Origin of the sequence: Neorhizobium sp. T7_12, assembly GCF_002968535.1 — a bacterium.
Taxonomy (GTDB): Bacteria; Pseudomonadota; Alphaproteobacteria; order Rhizobiales; family Rhizobiaceae; genus Neorhizobium; species Neorhizobium tomejilense.
Genome location: NZ_PVBK01000009.1, coordinates 66,067 through 81,071, shown reverse-complemented (window position 1 = coordinate 81,071; position 15,005 = coordinate 66,067). Strand labels below are relative to the sequence as shown.

The 15,005-nt window shown below is 63.0% G+C and carries 12 protein-coding genes; 10 read left to right on the top strand and 2 right to left on the bottom strand.

The genetic code is table 11. From position 1 onward, the window contains the following. Positions 1–33: 33 nt before the first annotated feature. The 10 genes from hutI to fhuB all read left to right on the top strand — a co-directional run bounded on the left by hutI (position 34) and on the right by fhuB (position 13,031). Positions 34–1,287, top strand: a complete 1,254-nt coding sequence (gene hutI, locus C5J26_RS19355; RefSeq protein ID WP_105403248.1) for an imidazolonepropionase — start codon at positions 34–36, stop codon at positions 1,285–1,287. Beyond that, the gene (hutH, locus tag C5J26_RS19350) at positions 1,284–2,819 is read left to right on the top strand and encodes a histidine ammonia-lyase (RefSeq protein WP_105403247.1); all 1,536 of its coding nucleotides are present in this window, start codon (positions 1,284–1,286) and stop codon (positions 2,817–2,819) included. Before hutI ends, hutH begins: the two co-directional genes overlap by 4 nt. Further along, positions 2,820–3,638, top strand: a complete 819-nt coding sequence (hutG, locus tag C5J26_RS19345) for an N-formylglutamate deformylase (protein ID WP_105403246.1) — start codon at positions 2,820–2,822, stop codon at positions 3,636–3,638. Positions 3,639–3,651: 13 nt separating this feature from the next. Further along, the gene (gene hutU, locus C5J26_RS19340) at positions 3,652–5,325 is read left to right on the top strand and encodes a urocanate hydratase (protein ID WP_105403245.1); all 1,674 of its coding nucleotides are present in this window, start codon (positions 3,652–3,654) and stop codon (positions 5,323–5,325) included. A 3-nt stretch (positions 5,326–5,328) separates the two neighbouring features. Next, positions 5,329–5,913: a HutD family protein gene (locus C5J26_RS19335; RefSeq protein ID WP_105403244.1), complete on the top strand. Its 585-nt coding sequence runs from the start codon at positions 5,329–5,331 to the stop codon at positions 5,911–5,913. A 217-nt stretch (positions 5,914–6,130) separates the two neighbouring features. Then, positions 6,131–6,586 (top strand): RNA polymerase sigma factor, encoded by a 456-nt coding sequence (locus C5J26_RS19330; protein ID WP_245441211.1) that lies wholly within the window; start codon positions 6,131–6,133, stop codon positions 6,584–6,586. Positions 6,587–6,664: 78 nt separating this feature from the next. Beyond that, entirely contained in the window at positions 6,665–7,600 is a 936-nt protein-coding gene (locus C5J26_RS19325) for a FecR domain-containing protein (protein WP_105403243.1), read from the top strand. Positions 7,601–7,700: 100 nt separating this feature from the next. Then, positions 7,701–10,139 (top strand): TonB-dependent siderophore receptor, encoded by a 2,439-nt coding sequence (locus tag C5J26_RS19320; RefSeq protein ID WP_245441210.1) that lies wholly within the window; start codon positions 7,701–7,703, stop codon positions 10,137–10,139. Positions 10,140–10,149: 10 nt separating this feature from the next. After that, the gene (locus C5J26_RS19315; protein ID WP_245441209.1) at positions 10,150–11,034 is read left to right on the top strand and encodes an ABC transporter substrate-binding protein; all 885 of its coding nucleotides are present in this window, start codon (positions 10,150–10,152) and stop codon (positions 11,032–11,034) included. Continuing rightward, positions 11,031–13,031: a Fe(3+)-hydroxamate ABC transporter permease FhuB gene (fhuB, locus tag C5J26_RS19310; RefSeq protein WP_105403242.1), complete on the top strand. Its 2,001-nt coding sequence runs from the start codon at positions 11,031–11,033 to the stop codon at positions 13,029–13,031. The genes C5J26_RS19315 and fhuB overlap by 4 nt, the downstream gene beginning before the upstream one ends. Positions 13,032–13,079: 48 nt before the next feature. On the opposite strand, the gene C5J26_RS19305 is transcribed toward fhuB, so the two are convergent. Both C5J26_RS19305 and C5J26_RS19300 read right to left on the bottom strand, forming a co-directional pair. Continuing rightward, positions 13,080–13,838, bottom strand: a complete 759-nt coding sequence (locus C5J26_RS19305) for an SDR family NAD(P)-dependent oxidoreductase (RefSeq protein ID WP_105403241.1) — start codon at positions 13,836–13,838, stop codon at positions 13,080–13,082. Then, positions 13,835–14,854 (bottom strand): ketopantoate reductase family protein, encoded by a 1,020-nt coding sequence (locus tag C5J26_RS19300; RefSeq protein WP_105403240.1) that lies wholly within the window; start codon positions 14,852–14,854, stop codon positions 13,835–13,837. The genes C5J26_RS19305 and C5J26_RS19300 overlap by 4 nt, the downstream gene beginning before the upstream one ends. Between the last annotated feature and the right edge of the window lie 151 nt (positions 14,855–15,005).

The window sequence follows — 15,005 nt, the reverse complement described above, 5'->3', positions numbered from 1 at the left end:
ACATGTTCGCCCATAAGGAAAGGCGAAAAGCTTATGGATGGGGAAGATTCTTCAAAATCTGCAGCAGGCTCCGCATCGCTTTGGCACAATGCGCGGATCGTCACTTTTGCTCCGTCGGCATCCGGCCTCGGCATGATCGAAGCCGGTGCAATCGCCGTGCGCGACGGGCGGATAGCTTTCATCGGCGCCCTAGCCGACCTGCCTGCCGAATTTGAGAAATCCGAAAACAAAACCGATTGCGGCGGGCGCTGGATCACCCCGGCCCTGATCGACTGCCATACCCATCTGGTATTCGGCGGCGACCGGGCGATGGAATTCGAAATGCGCCTGGCGGGATCGACCTACGAGGAGATCGCACGGGCCGGCGGCGGCATCATCTCGTCGGTGAAGGCAACCAATGCGCTCTCGGAAGACGAGCTCCTCAACCAGGCGCTTCGCCGGCTGGACACGCTTCTGGCCGAGGGTATCAGCACGGTCGAGATCAAATCCGGTTATGCGCTGAACATCGAGGGCGAGCTGAAAATGCTGCGGGTGGCCCGCAGGCTTGGCGACATCAGGCCGGTGCGGATCGTCACGAGCTGGCTTGCTGCGCATGCGACACCGCCGGAGTACAAGGGCCGCAACGGCGATTATATCACCGACGTGGTCCTGCCGGGTCTTGAGGCGGCGCATTCGCAAGGACTCGTCGATGCGGTCGACGGTTTCTGCGAAGGCATCGCCTTCTCGCCGGCCGAAATCACCCGGGTTTTCGACAAGGCGAAAGCGCTTGGCCTTCCCGTCAAGCTGCACGCGGAACAGCTTTCCGATCTCGGCGGCGCGCGCCTCGCCGCCGCCTATGGCGCATTGTCGGCCGACCATCTCGAATATCTTTCGGCGGCGGATGCCGGGGCGATGGCGCAGACAGGAACCGTCGCGGTGCTACTGCCGGGTGCCTTCTATACGCTTCGCGAAAAGCAGGCACCGCCCGTCCAGGCACTACGCGACGCCGGCACTCGTATTGCGTTGGCGACCGACAGCAATCCCGGCACATCGCCGCTGACCTCGCTGCTCACGACCATGAACATGGGCGCGACATTGTTCGGCCTGACGGTCGAGGAATGCCTTGCCGGCGTCACGCGGGAGGCAGCACGCGCCCTCGGCCTTCAAGCAGAAACCGGCACGCTCGAAGTCGGCAAATCTGCCGACTTCGCGATCTGGGATATCGAGCGGCCGGCGGAGCTTGTCTATCGCATCGGCTTCAATCCGCTGGCAGCACGGATCTACAACGGCAAGAGGGTTTCCGCATGAGCATCGTTCTGACACCCGGCTCGGTGAGCCTTCGCGAGCTTCAGGACATCTACTGGAACGGCACGCCGGCGCGGATCGATGCTTCGTTCGACGCGGGGATAAAGAAGGCTGCCGCACGGATCGCCCAGATCGCAGCCGGCAACGAGCCGGTCTACGGCATCAACACCGGCTTCGGAAAACTGGCGTCGATCAAGATCGACAGTGCCGATGTCGCCACGCTCCAGCGCAACCTGATCCTGTCGCATTGCTGCGGTGTCGGCGCACCGCTTGCCGAAAATATCGTCCGGCTGATCATGGCACTGAAACTCGTTTCGCTTGGGCGCGGCGCGTCCGGCGTGCGGCTCGAGCTGGTACGCCTGATCGAGGCGATGCTGGAAAAGGGCGTGATTCCGCTCATCCCGGAAAAAGGCTCGGTCGGCGCCTCGGGCGATCTCGCACCGCTCGCGCATATGGCGGCCGTGATGATGGGCGAAGGCGAGGCCTTCTATAAAGGCAATCTGCTGCCCGCCGCCGAGGCTCTTGCGAAGGCCGGATTGAACCCGGTCGTGCTGGCCGCCAAGGAAGGTCTTGCCCTGATCAACGGCACCCAGACCTCCACGGCCTTGGCATTGGCCGGCCTGTTCCGCGCCCATCGGGCTGCCCAGACCGCGCTGGTGACCGGCGCGATGTCGACGGATGCCGCCATGGGCTCCTCCGCGCCTTTCCATCCGGATATCCACACACTTCGCGGCCACAAGGGCCAGATCGATGCCGCCGCGGCTCTGCGCGCGTTGTTGTCGGGTTCGGTCATTCGCGAAAGCCATCTGCAGGGCGACGAACGGGTGCAGGATCCCTATTGCATCCGCTGCCAGCCGCAGGTGGATGGCGCCTGCCTCGATCTCCTGCGCTCGGTCGCCCGCACGCTCGAGATCGAAGCCAATGCGGTCACCGACAATCCGCTGGTGCTTTCGGATGACACCGTCGTTTCCGGCGGCAACTTCCACGCCGAACCGGTGGCCTTTGCCGCCGATCAGATCGCGCTTGCGGTCTGCGAAATCGGCGCGATCTCCCAGCGCCGCATTGCGCTTTTGGTGGACCCGGCCCTCTCCTATGGACTGCCGGCGTTTCTTGCGAAGAAGCCGGGGCTCAATTCCGGGCTGATGATCGCGGAAGTCACGTCCGCTGCCCTGATGTCGGAAAACAAGCAGATGTCGCATCCGGCCTCGGTCGATTCGACGCCGACCTCCGCCAATCAGGAAGACCACGTTTCGATGGCCTGCCATGGCGCACGCCGGCTTCTGCAGATGACCGACAATCTCGCGACCATCATCGGCATCGAGGCGCTGACGGCGGCGCAGGGCGTGGAACTGCGCAAGCCGCTGACGACCAGCTCCGAACTCCAGAAGGTGATCGCCACCATCCGCTCCGTTGTTCCGAGCCTGGAAGAGGATCGCTATATGGCAAACGACCTTAAGGCGGCGACAGATCTCGTCGCTTCGGGCGCGCTCGCCGCGTCCGTTTCAGCGGACATCCTGCCGGTCCTGGAGGCGTGAATGGCTATTGCTGAAACCAGACAGGGCACCTCCCCCGTCATTCTCGGTTTTCCACACACGGGAACCGATGTGCCCCTGGCGATCTGGGACCGGCTGAACGACAATGGTCGCCTACTTGCCGATACCGACTGGCATATCCACCAGCTCTATGACGGTCTTCTGGCGGATGCGACGACGGTGCGGGCCACGTTCCACCGCTACGTGATCGACGCCAACCGCGATCCGCAAGGCGCCAGCCTCTATCCCGGCCAGAACACTACCGGCCTCGTTCCGGAAACGGATTTCGACGGCAGGAGCATCTGGAAACAGGGTGCCGCGCCGACCGGGGCCGACATCGCCGAGCGGCTGCGCGATTTCCATGCGCCCTATCACACGGCGCTTGCAGCCGAAATCGAACGGGTAAAATCCATCCACGGCATTGCTGTGCTCTACGACTGCCACTCGATCCGCTCACATATCCCGTTCCTGTTCGAGGGCACCCTGCCCGATTTCAACATCGGCACGGACATGGGCAGGACCTGCGCCCCGGCAATCGAACAGGCGGTGCTCGATGTGGCAACTGCGGTTTCGGACTACACGAGCACCTTGAACGGCCGTTTCAAGGGCGGCTGGACGACGCGGTTTTACGGCAGGCCGGAAACCGGCGTCCACGCGATCCAGATGGAACTTGCCCAGTCCACCCACCTTGCGGCGGAGGCCCTGCCCTTTGCCTATCATCCGGCCAAGGCAGAGCGGCTGCGCGTCCATCTCAAAGATATCCTGACGCAGATCGAGCGGGTCGCCCTCGGCCTCGCGTCGCAGAAAAACAACAACCGATAAAGGGAACGTTCCGATGACCAATCCCCGCCACAATATCCGCGAAATCCGCGCCCCGCGCGGCAACCAGCTCAACGCCAAAAGCTGGATGACGGAAGCGCCTCTGCGGATGCTGATGAACAATCTCGATCCCGACGTGGCGGAAAACCCCAATGAACTGGTCGTTTATGGCGGCATCGGACGCGCTGCCCGCACCTGGGACGATTTCGACCGGATCGTCGCGACGCTGAAGACGCTCACGGAGGAGGAAACGCTGCTGGTGCAATCGGGCAAGCCGGTCGGTGTCTTCCGCACTCATAAGGACGCGCCGCGCGTGCTGATCGCCAACTCGAACCTCGTGCCCCACTGGGCCACCTGGGACCATTTCAACGAGCTCGATAAGAAGGGACTGGCCATGTATGGCCAGATGACCGCCGGGTCGTGGATCTATATCGGCACCCAGGGCATCGTGCAGGGCACCTATGAGACCTTCGTGGAAGCCGGACGCCAGCATTATGGCGGCAACCTCAAGGGAAAGTGGATCCTGACCGGTGGGCTTGGCGGCATGGGCGGCGCCCAGCCACTTGCCGCCGTCATGGCCGGCGCCTGCTGCCTGGCGGTCGAATGCAACCCGGACAGCATCGATTTTCGGCTGCGCACCCGCTATGTCGATGCCAAGGCGGAAACGCTTGATGAAGCCATGGAGATGATTGGCCGCTGGACGGCAGCCGGCGAGGCAAAATCCGTCGGCCTGCTCGGCAATGCCGCGGAAATTCTTCCCGAAATGGTCCGCCGCGGCATCCGCCCGGACATGGTCACCGACCAGACCTCGGCCCACGACCCGATCAACGGCTACCTGCCGAAGGGCTGGACGATCGCGGAATGGAAGGCCAAGCGAGAAACCGATCCGAAGGCGGTGGAAAAAGCCGCCCGCGCATCGATGCGCGAACATGTGGAGGCGATGATCGCCTTCTGGAACGCCGGCATTCCCACGCTCGACTACGGCAACAACATCCGCCAGGTCGCCAAGGACGAGGGGCTGGAAAATGCCTTCGCCTTCCCGGGCTTCGTGCCGGCCTATATCCGCCCGCTGTTCTGCCGCGGCATCGGCCCGTTCCGCTGGGCCGCCCTTTCGGGCGATCCGGAAGATATCTACCGCACCGATGCCAAGGTGAAGGAACTGCTGCCGGACAATGCGCATCTCCATAACTGGCTCGACATGGCGCGCGAGCGGATTTCCTTCCAGGGCCTGCCGGCGCGCATCTGCTGGGTGGGCCTCGGCGTGCGCCACAAGCTCGGCCTCGCCTTCAACGAGATGGTCCGCAATGGCGAGCTGAAAGCGCCGATCGTGATCGGCCGCGACCATCTCGACTCCGGATCGGTCGCCTCGCCTAACCGCGAGACGGAAGCGATGAAGGACGGTTCGGATGCGGTATCCGACTGGCCGCTCCTGAATGCGCTGCTGAATACGGCATCCGGTGCGACCTGGGTCTCGCTGCATCATGGCGGCGGTGTCGGCATGGGTTATTCGCAGCATTCCGGCATGGTCATCTGCTGCGACGGCAGCGAGGACGCCGACCGCCGCATCGAACGCGTGCTCTGGAACGACCCCGCCACCGGCGTCATGCGTCACGCGGATGCAGGCTACGAGATCGCCGTGGATTGCGCACAGGAAAACGGACTTCGCCTGCCCGGCATTCTCGGGAACTGACCCATGAAAATCCTGCGCGCATCCGACCACAAGCGAATGCCGTGGAAGAACGGAGGCGGCGAGACGGTGGAGATCGCCGTCTTTCCCGCCGACGCATCGATCGAGGACTTCGACTGGCGCATCAGCATGGCGACCGTCGCCTCCGACGGACCGTTCTCGATCTTTCCGGACGTGGACCGAACCCTGTCGATCCTCTCCGGTGCCGGAATGGAGTTGACAATCGATGGCGGCCTGTCCGTCACTCTCGAGCTCGATTCGGAGCCCTGTCCGTTTCCTGCCGACAGGCCGGTTTTTGCCACGTTGGTCAATGGCGTGACGACGGACCTCAACGTGATGACGCGGCGCGGCCGATTTTCTCACCGCGTCATCAGGCAGCCGACGCCCGTGTCGCTGCCGCCGGCGGCATTTTTGAGATTCGTCCTTGCCACAGGAAAACACACGATCGTATTCGGTTCGGAGAAATTTGACCTCGGGCCACTTGATTGCCTGACCTTCGGCGCCGAAGCGGCGGACGATCTGGTTATCTCCGGGGACTCGGAAGTTTTCCTGATAGAGCTGGATCCCGAAGGTGGGGACCGCTTGCGCTGACGCTCTCAGTCAGGGTTCATCAAGCGCGATCGACGACGGCTTCGCCCATTCGTTGAACCAGCAACCCGCGTCGATTTCGAGTCATGCGTGATCTTGAAAAACCTGATGAAGTTAGTCATGATTTTTAGATAGGCCTCTTGCCGCCACCCCGGGCGCCGGTATAGTCGGAGGCATGGACGATATCCGTAGACGCGATTTTCTCGAGGTTTTTCTCTCTGTGAGAGAACGTCTGGCCGCCGCCATCCAACGGCGGGTGGAATGTGCGGCGACCACAGCCGATCTCACGCAAGATACGTTCCTGAGGCTCTGGGAGCGACCTGGTCTTCTGCGCGACGTCTCCGACCTGGCCGGTTACTTCGTGACCACCGGACGTAATCTGGCTGCCGACCATGAACGTCGCCGGCGCATCGCACCTTTCGTCGCCGGCGTCGATCACCTCGAATACGTCGCAGACAATCGTCCTTCTGCCGAAGACGTGGTTCTCACCCGCGATGAATTGAAAAAGCTGCAGGAAATCGTCAATTCGCTGCCGCCGAAGTGCCGGCAGGTCTTTCTGCTCTCGCGGATAGAAGGGCTAAGCTATGTCGAGATCGGCACAAAGCTCGGCATTTCTCCCAAAACGGTCTTCAGCCATATGGTGACTGCGCTGGAACGGTTGAAAGCCGGAATGTAAGCAGTTCTTTCATGATGCCGGACCAGATTTCTCCCCCTCCTATTCGTTCTGTTCATGGGTTTTGAGGAATCGCGTCTCATGGAAGAAGCGCCGGACGGCGACAGACAGGCAGAGGATGAGATCTCACGCAGGGCAGCGGAGTGGTTCGCGCTTCTGCTGGATGGCAGCGAGACTGCGTCCGACCGCCAGCGCCTTCGGGAATGGCTGCTGGCCGACGAGAGACACGCCAAGGCCTATTCCGATCTGGAACGGTTATGGTCCGGGGCCGGCATAGTCCATGACCTCGGCAAGGCGCAGTCCCCATCGCGGCGAACCGTCCTGAAAACGGGCGGGGCTGCCGTGGTGCTCGCCGGCGCCGCCTGGGGCGGCATGCGCCTATTGGGTCCGGCGGCGGCTTACAGCACCGGGACGGGTGAGACCGCCTCGGTGACACTGCCCGATGGTTCTATTGCCACGCTATCGACCCGGACCGCATTGGCACTCAATTTCGATGCCGAACGGCGCCGGGTCGTCCTTGAAAAAGGCGAGGCGTTTTTCCAGGTCGCACCGGACGCATCCCGCCCCTTCGTCGTCGAGGCCTCGGATCTCTTTTCAACAGCGCTCGGCACAGCCTTTTCGGTCGGCTTCCAGGAAGACGGGATCGCCGTGACGGTCACCGAACATGCGGTCAGCGTTTCCACTCGCGACAAATTCCAGCGCGTTGAGCAGGGGCAGAGCCTGATCTACAGGAACGGGCGGATGTCGGTGCCTGTCGGAGCGGACGTCGAGACGCAGCTTTCCTGGAGGAGCGGCAAGCTGGTTTTCCTTTCGACCCCCTTTCGGGACGTCATATCGTCTCTCTCCCGCTGGCGCACCGGCAAGATCATCGTCATGGACGAGAGGCTGGCGCAGAGCCGGGTGACGATCATCGTCGACGTGAAGCGGTCCGATACCATCCTCGACACGCTGGCGCTCGGCCTGCCGATCAAGGTCCAGACCCTATCGCCATGGCTGACCTTTATTTACCCGAGATAAATATTTCAAATTTCACTCAGGTTTTTTGGGAAAACGTTCGTCCCCATGATCAGAGCGTGTGTATCGCGCTGGTCTGTCGCGTTGCCTAAGGGGGATTTTCGTGTCGCGTCGTATCATCAACAGCCATCTGCCAGGCATGTCGGCAGGATCGTTCCGCAAGCTGCTTCTGGCGACCGCCTGCGTCATTCCGCTCTTTCAGGCAATGTCGGCAGCGGCGCAGGTTCCGGCACCGTCCTACACGTTCTCGATCCCTGCCCAGCCCCTTTCTTCCGCTCTGGTGCGTTTCTCCTCGGTGACGGGTATCGACGTGCTTTTCAACGGCACCCTGCCGGCCGGCGCTCGCACGCAGGGTCTCAGCGGTTCCGCATCCCCGGAGGAAGCGCTCGGTCGGCTGCTCGCCGGAAGCGGCCTTTCCTGGCGGTTCCAGGGTGCCAACACCGTCGTGCTGACGGATCCCACCGCGACCAGTGCCGCCGCATCGTCGGGCAGCGCGACAGAGCTCGCTCCGATCATATTGACCTCGGAGACCGCCTGGGGGCCGGTGGACGGCTTCGTGGCGACCCGTAGCGCAACAGGCACCAAGACCGATACGCCGCTGATCGAGACCCCCCAGTCTATTTCGGTGATTACGCGCGATCAGATGGACGTGCAGGGGGTCAACAGCCTCAACAGCGCGCTGCGTTATACCCCGGGCGCCAGCGGCGACCTCTACGGTACGGACAATCGCGGGCTCGGGGTCCAGCTTCGCGGCATGGGCACGGGCAATAGTGGTGTGTTTTACCGCGACGGCCTGCAGCTCAAGGATTCCAATTTCGCCATGTTCAACGCCATCGAGTCCTATGGCGCCGAGCGTTATGAGGTCCTGCGCGGCCCGGCTTCCGTTCTCTACGGACAGGCCACACCCGGTGGCTTGGTCAACTACGTCAGCAAACGGCCGACCGAAGAGGTGCTGCGCGAGGTCGAGATCGTCGGCGGAAGTTTCGAGCATTATGAGGGCCGGTTCGACTTCGGCGGACCTCTCGGTAACGACGACACGCTGTTCTATCGCATGACCGGCGTTGTGCGCGAGAGCTCGACGCAGATCGATTTCGTCGACGACGACCGCCTCTTCCTGGCGCCGGCGATCACGTTCAAGCCGGACGAAGACACAAAGCTCACCGTTCTCGGCCAGTATCAGCGTGATCGCTCCGGCTGGGCCATGCAATATCTTCCGGCATCGGGCACTGTTTCCGGCAATCTCTTTGGCAAGATCCCGAATAGCCGTTTTGTCGGCGAGCCTGCTTTCGACGAATATAACAACACGCTCGGCTCCGTCGGTTACGAATTCGAACACCATTTCAACGATGCCTGGCAGATCCGCCAGAACGCGCGCTATGTCTGGCTGACCCATGAGGAGCAAGGCGTTTTCGGCGGCGGATTGCAGGCAGACGGCCGGACCTATGATCGTTATGCCGACGGCGGCAGCACCAATCTCCAGGGCGCAACGATCGACACGCAGATCATCGGCGAATTCGATACGGGTGAGTTGGCGCACACCCTGCTCGCCGGTATCGACTTCAAGCGCCACTACTATCGCGACTACGCATCGAGCGGTGACGTGGATCCGCTCGATATCTTCGATCCCGTCTACGGCAGCCCGATCGGCGCGATGGCGCCTTACCGGAACACTGAAACCGTACAGAGCCAGCTTGGCATCTATGGACAGGACCAGATCAAGCTCGATCGATGGACGCTGACATTGGGCGGACGTTACGACTGGGCATGGGGAACGGCTCGCGATGCCGTCGAATCCGACAATAACGTGAACATGAAAGACGACGCGTTCACCGGACGCGCCGGCCTCGTCTATCTCACCGACAGCGGCCTGGCGCCCTATGTCAGCTATACCGAATCCTTCAACCCGATCACCCAGGCGGGATTCGAACCGGAGACGGGCCGCCAATATGAGGTCGGCATCAAGTATCAACCGCCGGGTTCAAACTCCTTCATGACTGTGTCGGCCTTCGATCTCGCCCGCCAGAATGTCGTGAGCCATAGTGGCCCGGGCGGAGCGACAATTTCGCAGACGGGGGAAATCACCTCGCGCGGCATTGAACTCGAGGGTGTGGCAAGCCTTGATTCCGGTTTGGATATGCGGCTTGCCTACACCTATCTCGACACGGAAGTGACAAAGGAAACCAACGGGGATTCCGGCGCCGGAACAAGTGACGTCGGCAAGACGCCCTTCGGCGTCGCCCGGCACCGTGTCTCGCTCTGGGCGGACTACGAGTTGCAGAATGGCCCGCTGGAAGGCCTCACCATCGGCGGCGGCGTTCGATATGTGGGCAAGACCTGGGGCGATGACGCCAATACCTTCAAGGTTCCCAGCTATGTGCTCGCCGACGCGGCACTCAGCTACAAAAAGGACAACACGACACTTTCGCTCAACGTCAGCAACATTTTCGACAAGGATTACGTTGCCTCCTGCTTTGCCGACGGCTTCGGTTGCTTCTATGGCGAGGGGCGCCGGATCACGGCCTCCGTGCGGGTTACCTGGTAAGGAAGGCAACTTGAGCGCTGGCTTCCACTATCCGACAAGGCGCGCGTTCCTGGGCGGGACGGGCGCCTTTGCCGCCTTCCCGTTCCGCGGTTTCGCGTCATCCCCTCCCCGGCGCGTCGCCTGCCTGGAGTGGACGGCGGCCGGGATGGTGATGTCCCTTGGACTTGCGCCGATCGCCGTCGGCGATCTCAAAGGGTATAGGCAGTGGGTCGATCAGCCGACATTGCCGGAGAGGACGCTCGACCTCGGGTCACGGGGCGAGCCCAGCCTCGAGCTGCTGGAAGAGCTCGATCCGGACTTGATCATCGCAACCTACGGATACGGATTGGAGGTTAGCGATTTTGAACGCTTCGCGCCGACCTACGATCTCCCCCTCTATGCCGATAAAACCTCGCCATATGCGCAGGCCAGGCTGGAAACAAAAAGGCTTGGCGAGCGCCTGGGGCGGGAGCGCGAGGCCGAAGCTCTTCTTCTTGGGACGGAACGCACGATCAACCAATCGCGCCTGCGGCTCGCGGACCGCAAGGCTGCCCCTCTCTGCCTCTTCACCTTTTTCGACAACCGGCACCTGCGCATCTACGGTGCCGGCAGCCTGCTTCAGGATGTGCTGGACCGGCTGGACCTTCGGAACGCATGGGACCGCGAGACAAGCGAATGGGGGATTTCGACGGTCGGCGTGGAGCAGCTCGCAACCATCGATGAGGCCCGGCTCGTTTGTCTGGAGCCGATCATGCCGCATGCGGTGCGGATGATGCGCAGAAGTTCATTGTGGCAAAACCTGCCCGCCGTGCGCGCCCACCCGATCACCTCCATTCCGACCCTCTGGCCGTTCGGCGGGCTGGATGTAGCGGCCCGCTTCGCGTCGCTGCTCGCCGACAATCTGGTTTCGGCATGACAACAGGCTGGCAGGCTTCGCTGGAGCGGAGATCAACACCGTTCGCCATCCCCGCGCTCCTGGCGTTTACTGGTCTTTGCGTTCTCCTGACCTCGCTTCGGCTAACCGAGCTGCTGCCGTTGAACCTCTGGTGGAGCGCACTGATCGCACCTGACACGGCCCATGTCGGGCAGTTGCTTTTCCATCACTCCGCCCTTCCCCGTGTGGCGGTCAGCATCGTCGCCGGCGCAGCGCTCGGCCTTGCGGGGGCGATCTTCCAGCAGACCCTGCGCAACCCGCTCGCAGAACCTGCAACCGTCGGCACGGCAGCCGGGGCCAACCTGGCGCTCGGCACAGCCGCCATCCTTGCGCCATTCCTGCTGGAGACCGGTCGCGAGCTGGTGGCGATCGGCGGCGGCGCGTTGGCGACGGCGGCGGTCATCCTCATCGTCTGGCGCCGACATCTCTCGCCGGTTTTGCTGGTGCTCGCAGGCCTCGTCGTCAGCCTGGTCTGCGGTTCGGCAAGTGCGCTCCTCGTCGTCCTCGACCGCGACTACATGACGGAGCTTTTTATCTGGCAGACGGGGTCTCTCATCCAGAATGGCACGGCCGTGGTGACGAACCTTTCGGTCAAGCTGCTGATCGGATTTGCCCTGGCGACAGGCTTGATCCGACCGATGCGCATTCTCGAGCTTGATGACGAAAGCACCCGCAGCCTCGGATTTTCCCCTGCAGTACTCCGGCTGGCCGGTCTGGCCGTCGCCGTCTGGCTAAGCGCGGCCGTCGTTGCCGCGGTCGGTGTCATCGGTTTCGTCGGACTTGCCGCGCCGCATATCGCAGGGGCGCTCGGCGCGCGCACTTTTGCGGGGCGGATGGTTGCAGCGTCGGCAGGCGGCGCATTGCTCCTCTGGTTCACCGACCAGCTCGTGCAGGTTCTGCCACTGTCGGAAGAAGTGCCGACAGGCACGGCGACGGCGCTCATCGGCGCTCCTCTGCTTCTCCTGCTTCTGCCGCGGATGCGGGCAATCATGCCGACGCAGGGCGGGTCCGGCATGGCGTCGCCTCGCCACGTGATCGGTTGGTGGATGCCGTTTGCGGCGACAGCCACGATTGCCGTGACGATCGCCCTCAGCCTGCTTCTCGCACGCGGTGTCGATGGGTGGCACTGGGCTTCCGGAGCCGAACTTGCGACCTTCCTGCCGCTACGCCTGCCGCGCGCATTGGTGGCCCTGTCGGCGGGGGCGATCCTTGCCGTATCCGGTACGCTGATACAGCGCCTGACAGGCAATCCCATGGCTTCGCCGGAGGTGCTCGGCATATCGTCCGGGGCCGCGATCGGCATCATCCTGCTGTTTCTGATCGGTATCCAACTCGACCGGACGAGCATGATCCTGGCGGCGGCGGCCGGCGCATTGCTGACGCTCGGGGCAATCGTGCTGATGGCGGCAAGGGCGTCCTTTTCGCCCGACCATATCCTGCTTGCGGGAATTTCCCTGTCAGCCATCGGCACGGGGCTTGCCGCGCTCGTCCTGGCAAGCGGCGATCCGCGTATCGATTTCCTGCTCGCCTGGCTCTCCGGCTCGACCTACCGGGCGACTCTCGGCGATGCGGCAACGGCGGGCTGCATCTTGCTCGCCATCCTGGCCGGTTCACCGCTTATGTCGCGCTGGCTGGAAATCCTGCCGCTCGGCCAGGCGACCTCGATGTCGCTCGGCATCCCGTTGAAAACCGTGCGGCTCTCCATCCTCCTGGCGGCCGGGCTCTGCGCGGCTGCCGCAACCGTGTTTGTCGGCCCGCTGAGCTTCGTCGGGCTGATCGCGCCACGTGCCGCCGATTATCTCGGCTATCATCGGCCGCTGCCTCAGCTTTTCGTCAGCGCGTTCCTCGGCGGCGTCACAATGGCGGTTGCCGACTGGCTCAGCCGGACGATCATCTTTCCCTGGCAGGTGCCTGTCGGCCTGCTGATCGCCCTCGTCGGTGGTCCGTTTTTTCTCTGGCAGATTGCGAAACGGAAATGAGCCCCTTCTTCAGGCCTGATCATGCGCGTCGAGATAGGCCCCCGACGCTCATTTGCCGCCATCCACGCTGATGATCTGCCCGGAAATCCAGCCGGCGAAGTCGGACGCGAAGAACATCACCATGGCCGCGATGTCGTCAGGCGTACCAAGGCGTTTCAGGGCAATATTCTGCAGGAGCCGCGCCTGCCCTTCCTCGCCCATCGCTTCCCATTGGCGCTCGGTCGCCGGGTTGGAGCGCACGAAGCCGGGCGCGACATTGTTGACGGTGATGCCCCACGGCCCCAGTTCATGGGCGAGTTGGCGCGTCAGCCCGATCTGGCCGGCCTTGGCGCTGGCATAGGCCTGGATGCCCGTCAGCGAAATTCCAAGACCGGCGCCGCTGGAGATATTGATGATGCGCCCGGCGTTTTTCCTCTTCATGCCCGGCGCAACCGCCTGGGCCATGAAGAAGGCGCCGGACAGGTTGACGTCGAAGATCGTCTGCCAGTCGCTTTCGGATATTTCCTCGATCGGCCGGCCCACCTGCCCGCGCACGCCGCCCGCATTGTTGATCAGGACGTCCGGCGCGCCGGAGGCTGCCTCGATCGCCCGGACGGCCTCCTGCACGGCACTGCGATTGCCGACGTCCAGCACATGTGCCTCGGCCTTGGGCCCGCAGAGCCTGACCGTTTCATCGAGCCCCGCCGCATCGATGTCGCAGGCATGCACCGCCGCGCCGCGGCTCGCGAACCCTCGCGCGATCGCCCGACCGAAACCGTGGGCAGCACCCGTGACAATCACCACCTTGCCGTCGAACGAAATGTTCATGCCGTGACCGTCGCCAGCTCTTCGAGATTGGCCATGTCGAGCGGGCGTTTGCCGTCCTCGATCTCGTGGATCATGGTGATCAGGCGGGCGGCAAGCGGCGTCGGAACGCGTGATTCCCTGCCGATCTCGACGACCGGCATCACCTGGGCGTCCACCTCGGTCTTGCGCTTGCGCACGGCGAGATCGCGCCAGATGCCGGAATGCGATTTCACCGACCTGCGATTATGCGCCACCATGTCGTCGAACGACGTGTCGGTCTGCTCCGGCGAGGCCAGCGGCCCGAAGGCAGCCGGATCGAACCCGTCGAAGGCTTCCGGCCGGATGTTGTTGATAGCCGCCACCGTCGCGACTTCCAGCGCGAGCCGGCGCAGAACCGGGCGGGCGATTGGATTATCGAGTACATCGGCGATGCTGTCATTGGTGAGAGCCGTGCCGAACAGCAGCGCACCGTAGATGAGCTTGCCCCACAAGAAGCCCCAGATATTGTTGGTGATCAGGGCCTTCGGCTCGACATGCCGCATCAGCTGATAGATATCCTCGGCGCGATCGGTGAAACGCCCGTCGAGTTCACCGATCACCGCGGCGCCATGGCCGCTATACTGCACGACGCCCGGTTCCAGGTAGTCCGCGCCGAAATTGACGAAGCAGCCGATGACGCGATGTTCTCCGACGATGCGGGCAATCACGCGTTCGTTGAGCCCGTTCTGGGCGGAGACCACATATCCGTCTGCGGGGAGGTGCTGGACGAGAGACCTTGCCGCCGCCTCCGTGTGATGGGCTTTGACGCAGAGGAAAGTCCGCTGATACTGGCCTTCGAGCTCTTCCGGCAGATACGCTCTGGCCTGGACGGTATCTTCGAAGATCGGGCCGACGATCTTCAGTCCCTTCTCGTTGATCGCATCGACATGGTCCTTGACGTTGTCGACGAAGATCACATCCTCGCCGGCGCGGATGAAAGCCGCACCCAGCGTGCCGCCGATCGCACCGGCGCCCCAGATCAGAATTGGCTGGCTCATGCCCAAGCTCCCTCCAAAAGCCGCCCGCATTCCTGCGAGCGCGATATCCCACATTGCCTAACGCGCGTCCGTTGCAGTTTGCTTGAAACGACAGGGCCACAGCATGACGATATTCGTTTCACCGGCATGGCGGACACGCGCATTCCGAGGA

Coding starts and splice junctions, on each gene's coding strand:
- C5J26_RS19325 (WP_105403243.1), top strand. CDS start 6,665: ATGGAAGAAGCGCCGGACGGCGACAGACAGGCAGAGGATGAGATCTCA.
- hutU (WP_105403245.1), top strand. CDS start 3,652: ATGACCAATCCCCGCCACAATATCCGCGAAATCCGCGCCCCGCGCGGC.
- hutI (WP_105403248.1), top strand. CDS start 34: ATGGATGGGGAAGATTCTTCAAAATCTGCAGCAGGCTCCGCATCGCTT.
- fhuB (WP_105403242.1), top strand. CDS start 11,031: ATGACAACAGGCTGGCAGGCTTCGCTGGAGCGGAGATCAACACCGTTC.
- hutG (WP_105403246.1), top strand. CDS start 2,820: ATGGCTATTGCTGAAACCAGACAGGGCACCTCCCCCGTCATTCTCGGT.
- C5J26_RS19305 (WP_105403241.1), bottom strand. CDS start 13,838: ATGAACATTTCGTTCGACGGCAAGGTGGTGATTGTCACGGGTGCTGCC.
- C5J26_RS19300 (WP_105403240.1), bottom strand. CDS start 14,854: ATGAGCCAGCCAATTCTGATCTGGGGCGCCGGTGCGATCGGCGGCACG.
- hutH (WP_105403247.1), top strand. CDS start 1,284: ATGAGCATCGTTCTGACACCCGGCTCGGTGAGCCTTCGCGAGCTTCAG.
- C5J26_RS19335 (WP_105403244.1), top strand. CDS start 5,329: ATGAAAATCCTGCGCGCATCCGACCACAAGCGAATGCCGTGGAAGAAC.